The sequence below is a fragment of the Micromonospora sp. AKA38 genome (genome assembly GCF_027925725.1).
Classification (GTDB): domain Bacteria; phylum Actinomycetota; class Actinomycetes; order Mycobacteriales; family Micromonosporaceae; genus Micromonospora.
This window is the reverse complement of record NZ_BNEI01000001.1, coordinates 564,192-576,255: the sequence shown is the minus strand read 5'-3', so window position 1 is coordinate 576,255 and position 12,064 is coordinate 564,192. Positions and strand designations below refer to the sequence as shown.

The following is a 12,064-nucleotide window of genomic DNA, read 5'->3' as shown; positions in this document are numbered from 1 at the left end:
GACAGCCGTGGCGTTCCACCCGAGCTGTCGGCGAGACTGGCGGGGTGGGAACGGGCGAGGTGGAGCGGGCGGGTGAACGGCTGTACGCCGTGTTCGCCCGGCACCCGATGCCGGGCGACATGGCGGCGTGCGAACACTGCGTGGACCCGGCCGACGTCGACCGCTTCCGGCGTACGCCGCTGCGCGCGTTGACGCCGGACCAACTCGGCAGCTACCTGTCCAACCCCGGCACCTGGGGTGACGGGAGCGAGCTGCCGCACCTGGTGCCCCGGCTGCTGACCGCGTACGCCGCCGGCGAGATGGTCGACCAGCCATGGCCGGACACGCTGGCCCGCCGGATCGCCGGGCACTGGGCGGACTGGACGCCCGTCGAGCGGAGCGCCGTGAAGGACTTCCTCCGCGCCTGGTGGCGGTCGACGCTGACCTCGTGGCCGTCCGAGCACCCGGCGGAGGACATCCTGGACGCGGTGGCCGCGCTGGAGCTGGACCTCGGCCCGTACCTGGCGGCCTTCGCCGAGCTGCCGGGCGGGGCGGTCACTCGGCACCTGGCGGAGATCGTCGGATGGTCGGCACCCGACGAACGGGCGGGACGCGCGCTGGACCGCTGGCTGACCTCCGACACCCCGGCCGAACTGTTGTGGGCCGCGGCGGTCGCCGACGCGGGAACCCCGCTCGGCGACGAGTTGGTCGAGGCGGCCGACCTGGCCGACCTGCTCCGCAAGACACGCTGACCCGGGTTCGGGGCAGATCTTGGAAGCAAACGGCCCTCGGAGGGGCCCTCATCTTCCAAGATCTGCGTGCGGATTGCGAGCCGCGCCGGTCAGCGGACGGTGCGGCAGGCGGCGTCGATGCGGTGGACCGGGCGGACCCGGCGACCCAGCCCCTCCAGTAGTGAATCCTCCACGTGGAAGTCACGCACCCGGAGCTGCCGCCGGGGCAGCTCGTCCTCGCTCGGGCAGAGCACCTGCGCGCGTACCTGGCCGACCGGCAGGTAGCGGACGCCACCACGTTCCTGGAGCAGCACCACGTCGACGTCGTCCACGGTGACCACGTGACCGCGGACGTCCTCGGTGACGCCGGGCGACGTCTCGACGGTGGTGACGGTCAGCGGCAGCACCGGCGTGCTGATCACCGGCAGCGCGGCCCAGACCAGCATGGCCAGCACCGCCGCCTCGGTGACCGAGGCGAGCGGCCGGACCACCGCCGCCGGCAGCGGACCGGTCACGAACAACGCCAGCACCGGGGGTACGACAAGCAGCGCCAGCGCCAGCGCCTCCCCCTGCCCGCCGGCGTCGAGCAGGGTGGGCCCGAGCAGCCAGAGGTATCCGGCGAACCCGGCGGCGAGCAGCAGCAGCCGGGGCACCCGCTGCTCGTGCAGCCGTTCCGGGCCGAGCTGGAACGCGGCCACGAACGCCGGCAGCAGCAGCGGCAGGTAGAGCAGCGGCCAGGTGCCCAGCGCGAGCAGGAAGCTGGCCACCGCGAACCAGGCCGGCGTGCTGTCCACCCAGCGGGCGAAGAGCGGCCGACGGATTCCGGGCGGCATCCGGTCCACGCTGACCCGCAGCACCGCGCCGAGCGCGAACACCGCGACCAGGGCGGTGGAGAGCAGCGCGGCGGCGGTGGTGAGGAAGCCGGCCAGCAGGTTGACCGTACCGACGTTGGCGACCAGCAGCAGCGTGGTCTGCAACTCGCCGCCCGCCTCGACGCCGAGCCGCAGCACCGAGAAGACGGCCGGCACCCCGACGACCGCGGTCCAGAACGACTGGGTGGCCCGCGCGCGACGCTCGGCCGGGTCGGCCGGCGGTGGCACGGCCCGGCCCAACGCGGCGGCACCCGGGCCGGCGGCCCCGGCAGCGGCAGCCCCGGGACCGGCAGTGGCCGCCCCCGGATCGGCAGTGCCCGTCCCCGGATCGGCAGTGCCCGCCGGGACGGCGTCCGGCGGGGCGGTCATCGCCGGGGCGCCTTGTCGTCGAAGTCGACGAGCTTCGGCACGTTCAGCGGCTGCGGCTGGGACTTGTCCGCCTTGAGCCACGGCCCGAGCGTGCGGTTGTACGCGGTCAGCCACGGGCTGCTGATCCCGTCCCGCCCTTCCAGGTAGCTCTTCTGGAGCGCGAACGCGACCAGGTCACGCAGCGCCGGGTCGCCGATCGGCACACCGATGCCGAGCAGCTCGCTGGTGCCGAACGGCATGTCGACGATCTCGAACTCGGTGGGGTACTGGGACAGGAAGCCGGCCAGGATCGTCTCGTCGGAGCTGACCACGTCGTACCGCTTCTCCCGGATGCCCCGTACGCAGTCGCCGACGGTCTTCACCACGTACGCCCGGACCTGGTGTTTCTCCAGTTCCGCCTCGGTGGTGGAACCGCCGCTGGTGCAGACGCGCAGCCCCGGCCGGCGTAGGTCCTCGATGGTGCGGACCCGGTCGCGCAGCCGCGTCGGCACCATCACCTCCTGGGTGGTGACGAAGTACGGCCCGGCGAAGCTGATCAGCTTCTGGCGCTCCTCGGTCATCGAGAAGCTCGACACGATCAGGTCGACGGTGCCGCCCTGGAGCGCGGGAATGCGGTCCTCGGTGGCCAGCGCCACCCACTGGATACGCTGCTCACCCTGGAAGCCGAGGAACGCGGCGATGTAGCGGGCGATCTCCACGTCGAAGCCGATGTGCGCGCCGTTGCGCAGCTCGCCCATCAGCGGCTCGGTCTCCGACACCCCGATCTTGATCTTCGCTTGACCGTCGATGTGCGAGTCGTGCAGTTTGTCGAGCACCGAGGGCAGCGGGGGTTCGCGGCGGTTGTCGCAGCCGGCGGCGGCGGCCAGGGTGAGTGTCAGCGCCACGGCCAACGTGGTGGCGAGGGAACGGAGCCGGCGGGGAGAGATCTCGGGCATCGGACACCTCGTTCGCGGGACACGACGACGGGAAACTCAGCGTAGCGGCCACCACACAATGCGCTGCGCCCTGCGGCCCGGGGTACGGCGGACGCCCGATCGCCCGCCGTACCTCGGGGGTCCGTCAGCGGACGGTAAGCGTGCCGACCGCCGGCCGCGGCGTGCTCACCGGCGGCAGCCGCTTCGGCTCACCCCGACCGGGCGCGCCGGCGCGGGCCAGCTCGCTCTTGGACGCGGCCACCCGGCCGGTCGGCGGGTCCTCCTGGAACGGCTGGGCGTCACCGACGCAGCGCGCACCCTTGGCCGGCGGCTTGCCGGTGAGCAGGTACGCGTCGATCTTCCCGGTCACGCACGCCGAGGTGCCGTACGCGGTGTGCCCCCAGCTGTCGCTGCTCAACAGCCGGCTGTTCGGCAGCAGCGCGGCCGAGCTGACCGCACCCTGGTAGCTGGTCGCCGGGTCCCAGTAGTTGCCGACCACGAGCACCGGGGCGGCGGTGGTGCGGTTGAACGGGCCGGGGTACGCGTCCTCGTCGCGCACCGTCCAGGTGTCGCGGGCGCAGGGCGCGGTGCCCCAGGCCCAGGCCCGCCCGAAGTACGGTGCCCGCTGGTCCTCCCTGGCCGTCAGCGCCGGCCAGGCGTCCGCGTTCCTCGGGTGGTACGCGTCGGTGCAGTCGACGGTCAGGAACGTCTCCAGCCCGTTGTCGTAGGGGAAGTCGTACCCCCGCTGCTGCCGGGCCTGCGCGGCACGGGCGGCGAGCGCCCTGCGGGCCGTCGTGGCGGCGGCCCTGCCGGTGGCCGGGTCGGTCGCGGCCAGCAGTTGCACGGTGATGTCCACGACCGACTGCCAGCCGTACGGGTCGTAGAGCGCGTTGAGCGTGGCGCCGACGAAGTCGGCGTAGCTGACGGTGAACGAGCCGTACTCCGGGTCGTCGATCACGGCCGGCTTCTTGCGCAGCCGCTTCGCCACCGTGTCGTACCCGGCGACCGGGTCACCGCCGGCGGCCAGCGCGCACTGCTCCGCGCCGACCTTGCCGCACCGCACCAGGATCTCGTGCAGCGCCCGGTACGCGCCGTCGGCGCTGCGCAGCCGCGTCTCCTGGAGCTGGTTGCGGGCCGGGCCCTGGCCGACCCAGGCGTTCGGGTTGAGCACGCCGTCGACGACGAGCGCGCGGAACCGGTCCGGGAACATGTTGGCGTAGTACTGGCCCAGCGCGGTGCCGTAGCTGAAACCCAGGTAGCTGAGCTTCCGGTCGCCGACCGCCCGGCGCAGCACGTCCATGTCGCGGGCCACCTCGGCGGTGGACGCCGCGCCGGTCAGCGGCTTACCGGTGGTCGAGCACGCCGTGCCGACCGCCTTCGAGGCGGCGACGTACGCCTTCTCCTCCGCCTTCGTCCACGGGAACGCGACGTTCAGCCCGGCGTACGCCCGGGTCTGCTCCTTGACGGTGCGGAAGCACCGGATGTTGTCGCTGGCCTCGATGCCGCGCGGGTCGACGCCGACCACGTCGAAGCGGTCGAGCAGGTCGTCGCCGAGGAAGTAGGGCGCGGCGAGCGCGATGCTGGTGCCGGAGCCGCCCGGGCCGCCCGGGTTGAGGAACAGGCTGCCGACCTTGTGCTGCTGGTCGCGGGCCTTGACCCGGAGCAGCGCGACCTCGGTGGTGGCGCCCTTCGGGTTGTCGTAGTCCAGCGGGAGCCGGACCGTGGTGCACTCGGCGTAGTCGTAGCAGGCGTACCAGTCCAGCTTCGGCGTCGGTACGCGGTCCACCCGACGTGCCTCGGCCGCGCTGGTGCGGTCGTACGTCGTCGGTTGCGGTGTCGGCGCGGCCACGGCGGGCGAGACGGCCGATCCGGCGAGGAGGATCCCGGCGATCCCGGTTGCGGCGAGGGGCCGGATTACACGGGGCATGTGACTGCCTTCCGGTGGGGAACAGATCCGCCGAGGAGCACCTCGACCCCGTCACTTTAGGATTCCCCCACGACCGGAAGTGACCCCCAAAAGCGGACTGATGCCGCAAAATGCCGAGTTATGTAACGATTTTTTATCGATCGACGCTTTTCGCGCTCCGATGTGGAGCCGGTAGTGACGGGAAGCCGTCCCGGGTCGACGGTTGACAGGTCGACGCGCTAAGCCATGCTTGTCGGGTGAGTTCGTTCCCGAGGTCCGATGCGCGGGTGAAGGCCGTCGCCGCGTCCGCGGCGACGGTGGCGGCGCTGGTGACGCTGGCGGTGTGGCGACCGCCCGGCATCCTGTCGGTGGTGCTGGCCCTGGTCTGCGTCGTGCTCGGCATGATCGCCGGCGTGACGATCACCGCCGCCCGGCAGTCGCCCGGCGGCGGAGTCGCCGCACCGTCGGCCGAGGGCTGGCCGGCCCCCGACCCGGGGTACGGCGTGGACGCCGACACGCTGGAGGCGATCGACCCGCGCGCGGTGCGGAACCTGCGCACCCCGGGCGGCGCTCCGGTCGACGCGGACACGCTGGAGGCGCTCGACCCCCGGGCGGTCCGCGGGCTGCGCGCGGCCGGCGCGCTCGACGCCGACACGCTGGAGGCGCTCGACCCGAGGTCGGTGCGACAGCAGCGGACGGTGAACGGGATCAGCGACCGGTGAGCGCGGTGAACGGGATCAGCGGCCGGTGAGCGTGGGGCGGGCCAGCGCGTTCACGCCCTGCCCGGCCAGGCAGCGGTAGGTGCGGTCGGCTTCGCTCTCGGCCGGCGGCAGCACCTCCAGGTTCCACCCGGCCCCCGACTTGACGCCACTGACCAGCCGGAACGTGCCCGCGTTGCAGACCTTGCGGACAGCCGGATCGGCGGCGACCGCGTCGTGGCCGGCCCCGGTCAGACCGGTCGGCAGGTCACCGGCGGCGTAGGTCTCCCAGGTGTGCTGGCCGTCGCACGGCACCCGGCTCGCCTCGGCGCGTTCCCGACGCAGGCGCACCGGGCCGTAGCACTCCAACTCGGGCGCACAGCGCGCACCGGCCGGGAGGCGGACGTCGGCGGACGCGCAGCCGGGCAGCGGCGTCATGCCGGCCGCGCCGCTGGCCACCGGTGTCGGCGACACCACCGGCGGGGTGCCGCCGGCCAGCCAGGCGCCGCCGGCGGCCGAGGCGGCCAACGCCAGCACCCCGGCTCCGCCGAGGAACCAGCGCCTCGGCCAGCGCCGGCTCCGCGCCGGCACGGTCGGGTGGTCGTCCCGGACCGGCTGCCGCGGGCCCGGCCCGCCGCTTCGGTCGTACGGGCCGCCGGTGCGGTCGTACCGGCCGCCGGTGAACGGGGGTGCGGGGGTGCCGGGGTCGAGCGGGAGCGCGGCGAGCAGGCCGCGCAGCTCCACGGCGGACGGCCGCTCGCCCGGGTCGTTGGACATGCCCAGGCGCAGCACGTCGATCAGCTCGTCGGGCACCCCGGGCAGACCCGGGATCGGGTGCTGGAACATCTCCAGCACGGTGACCAGGCTCGGGTTGCGCTCGGACTGCCAGCGCGGCGGCCGGCCGTGCATCACCGCGTAGAGCGTGGCGCAGAGCGCGTAGACGTCGACGGCCGGGCTGGGCGGGCTGTGGTTGAACATCTCCGGCGGCGCGTACGCCGGGGTGAGCACCTCCAGCGTCACCGAGGCGTCGCGCACCTCGGCCAGCACCGCCAGACCGAAGTCGGCGAGCACCGCCGAGTTGAACTCGGAGTGCAGGATGTTGGCCGGCTTGACGTCGCGGTGCAGCACGCCGGCCGCGTGCGAGTGGGCCAGCGCGTCGGCGATCTTCACGCCGAGGTCGCGGGTCTCCGACGCGTCGAGCGGAGAGGTGCGCATCCGTTCCGCGTACGAGCCGTCGCACAGCTCCATGATGAGGTAGGGGTGCTGGTCGACGGTGACCCCGACGTCGAAGAGGTCGACCACGTGCGGGTGCGACGACATCCGCCCGGCGGCGCGGGCCTCGCGCAGGAAGCGGGCCTGGTCGCGCTCGCTGTTCAGTGTCCGGTTCTCGACCTTGACGGCCACCTCGCGCCCCACCGAGATCTGGGTGGCCCGGTAGACGGTGGCGTACCCACCACGGGCAAACACTGACAGGTCGGTCAGACCGGGCACGATGGGCAGCCGCATGGCGCCGGGCGGGGTCTCGGTCACGGCTCGAAAATACCCAACGGTCCCGGTCGGTCAGCGCGCCGCGTCGGAGGCGGGTGCCGGCGCGGAGTCTTCCGACCGGGTCGGGACCGCCGGATCGGCGGCTCCCCGACGGGCGTCCCACCACAGGCCGGCGGCGGTCGCGAGCGCGCCCAGCCCCTCCCACGCGGCCACCCCGAAGAACCGGTCCGGCGCGATGTCGGAGAGCACCGCGATGGTGAACACGGTGAACGTGACCAGCCGGAACCAGACCGTGAAGCGGTAGAACGGCCGCCACTCGGTGGCCACCGCGAGCAGGTAGTAGACCCCCATGTTGAACGAGGCCATCGAGGACGCGGTGAGGAACGTGCCGGTGTAGTCACCGGGGGCACGCTCGGCCGGCACCTCGAAGCCGAGCAGGCGCAGCTGCGTCTCCGGCCAGAGCAGACCCAACGCGCCGAGCAGCAGCGCCAGGAGCCCGAAGACCGCGATCGTCCAGCCGGCGCCGGAGCGCGGCAGCCTCATCGTCCCTCCCCCACGAACTCCCCCGACGGCGCTCGCCGGCCGCCCCACGCTAACCGGCCCCACCGACGAACACATCCCCGGAACCGGCAGAACAGGGGTGTTCAGCCGTTGGCGAGACGGGACCGCAGCGCGTCCGCGGCGACCCGTTCGCTGAGCTGCTCGGTGGCGTACGCCAGGCGGACCGCCTCCTCGGCGCTGGCCAGCGCCTCCGCCGGGCGGCCGGCGGCGTCCAGCGCCTCGGCCAGCGCCAGCCCGGCCACCACCTGGCTGCGGACGTCCTCGGCGGGGGCGGCGACCGCCCGCTGCGCCCAGTCCAACGCCTGCTCCCGCTGGCCGTGGGCGAGCAGCGCGGCAGAATACCGGGCCATCGTCTGCCGCCGGGAGATCAGCAGCGAGGGTGCGTTCGCCGCCACCATGGCCACCGGGGCGAGCAGTCCCACCGCGGTCCCCGGGTCACCGGCCGCGACCCGGGCCATCGCGAGCAGCACCCGTGGCGCGACCTGGGCCGGCGCCTGCGGGTTGTGCGGCTCCACACTGGTCAGCACCGACCGCGCCTCCCGCTCGGCGGTCTCGCAGTCGCCCATGTCCAGCGCGACGAAGCCGCGCAGCGTGCCGGCCATGCCGGTGAGCAGCGGATGGGTGGTGCGGGCGGCGTACTCCAACGCGTCGGAGAACAGGTCGGCGGCGTGCTCCGGCTCGCCCAGCCCGCGCGCCACCACCCCGCGCACCACGAGCGCGAAGCCCTGCCCCCAGTCGTCGCCCACCTCGGCGAAGTCCCGGTACGCGCGCCGCGCCGCGCGGTCCGCCTCGGCGAGGTCGCCCAGCTCGGCGGTGGCGTACGCCTCGACCGCCCGCAGCGTGCCCACCGCCCACGCCTCGCCGACCCGCTCCCCGAACGGCAGGAACACCTGGGCCAGCCGGCACGCCTCGCGCAGCCGGCCGGCGAGCAGCCGGGCGAACGCGGTGGTGCCGCGCAGCCAGGCCCGCCCGTACGGGTCCTTCAGCTCGGCGAACAGCCGGGCGGCCCGGCCGAGCACCGCGTCGGTGCCGGCGAAGTCGCCCCGGGTGGTGGTCACCCAGGCCAGGTTCTGCAACGACCAGGCCTGCCCGCGCGGATCCTTCGCGGCGAGGCTGACCTGGTAGGAGGCGGCCAGCCGGCTGCTCGCCTGCCCCAACCGGCCGGCGATGAAGTCGGCCATGCCGAGCCGGCGCATCGCCGAGGCCCGCAGCGTGGGCAGGTCGGCGGCGGTGGCCACCTGCAACGCCTCGGAGTAGCTGCGTTCCGCGCGCTCGGCATCGCCCAGTGTCTGCTGGGCCTGCCCGGCCAGCAGCAGCGCCGCGGCCCGGGTGGCGGCCTCACCGGTGTTCGCGGCGATCTTCTCGGCTGCGGCGAGCGCGTCGGTCGGGCGGCCGATCTGCAACAACGCGCGGGCGTGCACCACCCGGTCGGCCGGGGGCACCGCGCCACGGGCCAGTTCGGCCGCGCGTTCGGCGTACTCGACGGCAAGCGCCGGCTCGCCGACGCGCAGCGACCGGCGGGCGGCCCGGCCCAGCGCCGCCACGCCCAGGCCGGCGACCGCGCGGGCCGGCGCGTCCGGGCGGAGCTTGACCGCGTCGGCGAGCGCGGTGGCCCGCTCGACGTGCTCGGCGACGAAGTCGTCGCGGGCCGCCTCGGTGAACCCGCCCGCCGGGGTGCCCGCCTCGGTCACGCTCTCCGGGGCGGCCCAGCGGGCCAGCGCGGCGTGCCGCTCGGCCAGCTCCGCCTTGCTCACCCCGGTGTACGCGGCCTCCCGCATCAACGGGGTGGCGAACGCGAACCCGGTGCGGGTTCGGTGCAGCATGCGACGTTGCAGCAGCTCCTCGACGGCCCGGTCCAGCTCGACCGCGGCCACCGCGGCGGGCCGCCCGTCCCGCCCGACCCGCTGCTCGCGCAGCGCCTCCAGCGCGCCGGCGGCCACCGTGTCGCCGACCACCGCGGCGTCGCGCAGCACCGAGCGGGCGTCCGGCGGCAGCGCGTCGATGCGCGCCGCGAGCACGGCGGCCAGGTCCCGGGAGAGCAGCCGGCTGCCCAGCGAGCCGGGGGCCAGTCGCCAGGCCACGTCCGGGCCCCGCCCCGCGCCGGCGGTCAGCGCGCCGCGTTCCATCAGCAGCGTGACCAGTTCGGCCAGGTAGAACGGGTTGCCCTGGGCGGTGGCGAGCAGCCGGTCCGCGTCGGCCTGGGGCAGCCGGCCCCCGGCCAGGTAGCTGGTCAGCAGCCGGGCCGCGTCCGCGCCGCGCAGCGGCGGCAACGCGTGCACCTCGGCGTCCGCGAGCCGGGTGAGCGCGCCTGCGGTACGCACCAGCTCGGGACGGCCGAGCAGCAGCACCAGCACCGGCCCGGTGAGCCGGTTGAGGGTCAACGCGAGCGCCTTGACCGTCTCGGGGGTGGCGTCGTGCAGGTCGTCCACCACGATCACCAGCGGGGCCTCGCCGGCCAGCGCGCTGAGCAGGTCCGCGACCGCGTTCGGCACCACCTCGGCGTCCGCCGGTCCGGTGGCGGCGTTCCACTCGACGCTCTCCGCGGCGGGTGGCAGCTCGGCGTACCCGAGCAGGGCCAGGAGCTGGTCCACGGCGATCGGCGGCGGGTCGCCGGGGAGCCGGGCGAGGCGCTGGCCGAGCCGGCGCAGGCGTTCCTCGACGGCCGGCCGGGTCACCGCGGTCGCCGCGTCGCTGGGCAGGCCGACCGCGGCGCGGACCAGGTCGGCCAGCGGCGCCAGCCGGCGTCGTTCGCCGAACGCGGCGCAGCGGACCGACAGCACCCGGGCGCCGGTGTGTGCCGCGTACCGGCCGGCGCCGACGTCGTAGCCGGCGGCGAGGCGCTCCACCTCGGCGGCGAACCGGGACTTGCCGATGCCCGCCTCGGCGGTCATCAGCAGCACCCGGGGCTCACCCCGGTCGATCACCTCGGCGAGCCGGCCGGCCATGCGGCCGATCTCGGTCTCCCGGCCCACGTAGGGCGCCTCGTCACCGAGGCCGGACCGGGTGCCCGGCGCGTCCAGCAGGCCCAGCAGCTCGTACGCCTCCACGGGTTCGCGCTTGCCCTTGAGCCGCAGCGGGCGCAGCGCCCGCCAGGAGGCGACGTGCCGGGTGGCGGTGGAGGTCCGCGCGCCGGCGTAGATCGCGCCGACCGCGGCGGCGTCGGCGAGGCGCGCGGCGGTGTTCACCGTGTCGCCGATGACGGTGTACTCGATGGCGGCCTGGATGCCGGCGATGACGTCCCCGGTGTTGAGCCCGACCCGCAGGCCGAGCGGCGCGCCACCGCCCCGCTCGTCGTCGAGCACCCGGCGGACGGCCCGCTGCATGGACAGCGCCGCGCGGACCGCCCGCTCGGCGTCGTCCTCGTGCGCGACCGGCGCGCCGAAGACCGCCATGATCCCGTCGCCGGTGAGCTTGTCGACGTGCCCGCCGAACGTCTTGACCGCGCCGGCCAGCGCGGCGAGCACCCGGTCGGTGACCGCGCCGACCCGCTCCGGGTCCAGGTCCTCCGACCAGGAGGTGAATTCGGAGAGGTCACCGAAGAGCACGGTGACCACCCGGCGCTCGGCGGCCGGCAGCGTGGCGGCGGCCGGCAGCGCCGCCCCGCAGTTGTGGCAGAACCGCGCGCCGGGCACGGCGACGGTCCCGCACACTGGGCAGGTCACGGCTGCTCCACCCCGAGGTGTTCGAGCTGGGCGCGGACCGACCACTCGGCGGCCCACCACAGCGACCGGTCGACGTCGGCGTAGACCACGGCGACCACCTCGGGCGCGGTGCGGGCGCCCGCGGCCACCGCGGCGCGCACCTGGTCGAGCCGGGCCCGCCGGTGGGCCAGGTAGAAGTCGGCCGCCGCGCCGCAGTCGGCGAGCGCCGGGCCGTGGCCCGGCAGCGCCGGGATCCCCCGGTACGTCGAGAGCAGCTCCAGGCTGGCGAGGTAGTCCCCGAGGTGCCCGTCCGGGTGGGCGACCACGGTGGTGCCCCGGCCGAGGATGGTGTCGCCGGTCAGCACCACCCGCTCACCGGCGTGCTCGACCAGCAGGCAGACCGAGTCGGCGGTGTGCCCGGGGGTGGGCAGCAGCCGGAGGCCGAGGCCGGCGTCGGGCGTGGTCGCGGCGGTCAGCGGCTCACCCCCGGCGGTGTGCGCCGGGTCGGCGGCCAGCACCGGCACGCCGCCGAGCAGCTCACGCAGTCGAGGCGCGCCCTCGGTGTGGTCCGGGTGCCCGTGCGTGATCAGCACCCAGCCGACCGGCCCGTGCGCCGCGATCGCGGCCAGGTGCCCCTCGTCGGCCGGGCCCGGGTCGACCACCACGGCCGGCGCGTCCGGCCCGGCCCGCAGCACCCAGGTGTTCGTCCCGTCGAGCGTCATCGGCCCCGGGTTGGGCGCACGCAGCAGCGAAACCCATCCCGGCAACTCGTCCGCCAGCGCCCCTGCGGCCCCCGTCACACGCCCACCCATGGCAGCGATCGTACGACCCCACCCGCCATCCCCCGCGATCTTGCAGGTCCGGCCCCGGGTTTGTCCTCGTTCGAGGCTTCTGCCGGGGCGGAA

9 protein-coding genes are annotated in these 12,064 nt (G+C 74.9%); 2 read left to right on the top strand and 7 right to left on the bottom strand.

Features of this window, described 5'->3' with window-relative positions; genetic code table 11:
* Positions 1-44: 44 nt before the first annotated feature.
* Positions 45-731: a hypothetical protein gene (locus TPA0908_RS02750; RefSeq protein WP_281934304.1), complete on the top strand. Its 687-nt coding sequence runs from the start codon at positions 45-47 to the stop codon at positions 729-731.
* 89 nt (positions 732-820) lie between these two features.
* Here TPA0908_RS02750 and TPA0908_RS02745 read toward each other — a convergent pair whose 3' ends face one another.
* From TPA0908_RS02745 to TPA0908_RS02735, 3 genes are all read right to left on the bottom strand, one after another.
* Complete coding sequence (locus TPA0908_RS02745; protein WP_281934302.1) at positions 821-1,951, bottom strand: hypothetical protein; 1,131 nt, start codon at positions 1,949-1,951, stop codon at positions 821-823.
* The gene (locus tag TPA0908_RS02740) at positions 1,948-2,886 is read right to left on the bottom strand and encodes a transporter substrate-binding domain-containing protein (protein ID WP_281934300.1); all 939 of its coding nucleotides are present in this window, start codon (positions 2,884-2,886) and stop codon (positions 1,948-1,950) included. Before TPA0908_RS02740 ends, TPA0908_RS02745 begins: the two co-directional genes overlap by 4 nt.
* A 124-nt stretch (positions 2,887-3,010) precedes the next feature.
* Positions 3,011-4,792, bottom strand: a complete 1,782-nt coding sequence (locus tag TPA0908_RS02735; RefSeq protein WP_281934298.1) for an alpha/beta hydrolase — start codon at positions 4,790-4,792, stop codon at positions 3,011-3,013.
* A gap of 236 nt (positions 4,793-5,028) precedes the next feature.
* Between TPA0908_RS02735 and TPA0908_RS02730 the strand changes: the two genes are divergently transcribed.
* Positions 5,029-5,493, top strand: coding sequence for a hypothetical protein (locus tag TPA0908_RS02730; RefSeq protein ID WP_281934296.1), 465 nt, complete (start codon positions 5,029-5,031; stop codon positions 5,491-5,493).
* A 15-nt stretch (positions 5,494-5,508) separates the two neighbouring features.
* Here the strand turns inward: TPA0908_RS02730 and TPA0908_RS02725 are convergent, their stop codons facing one another.
* The 4 genes from TPA0908_RS02725 to TPA0908_RS02710 all read right to left on the bottom strand — a co-directional run bounded on the left by TPA0908_RS02725 (position 5,509) and on the right by TPA0908_RS02710 (position 11,971).
* Positions 5,509-6,999, bottom strand: a complete 1,491-nt coding sequence (locus TPA0908_RS02725) for a serine/threonine-protein kinase (RefSeq protein ID WP_281934294.1) — start codon at positions 6,997-6,999, stop codon at positions 5,509-5,511.
* A 30-nt stretch (positions 7,000-7,029) separates the two neighbouring features.
* Complete coding sequence (locus tag TPA0908_RS02720; protein ID WP_281934292.1) at positions 7,030-7,500, bottom strand: hypothetical protein; 471 nt, start codon at positions 7,498-7,500, stop codon at positions 7,030-7,032.
* 101 nt (positions 7,501-7,601) lie between these two features.
* The gene (locus TPA0908_RS02715) at positions 7,602-11,180 is read right to left on the bottom strand and encodes an adenylate/guanylate cyclase domain-containing protein (protein WP_281934289.1); all 3,579 of its coding nucleotides are present in this window, start codon (positions 11,178-11,180) and stop codon (positions 7,602-7,604) included.
* The gene (locus TPA0908_RS02710; protein WP_281934287.1) at positions 11,177-11,971 is read right to left on the bottom strand and encodes an MBL fold metallo-hydrolase; all 795 of its coding nucleotides are present in this window, start codon (positions 11,969-11,971) and stop codon (positions 11,177-11,179) included. The genes TPA0908_RS02715 and TPA0908_RS02710 overlap by 4 nt, the downstream gene beginning before the upstream one ends.
* Positions 11,972-12,064 lie beyond the last annotated feature (93 nt).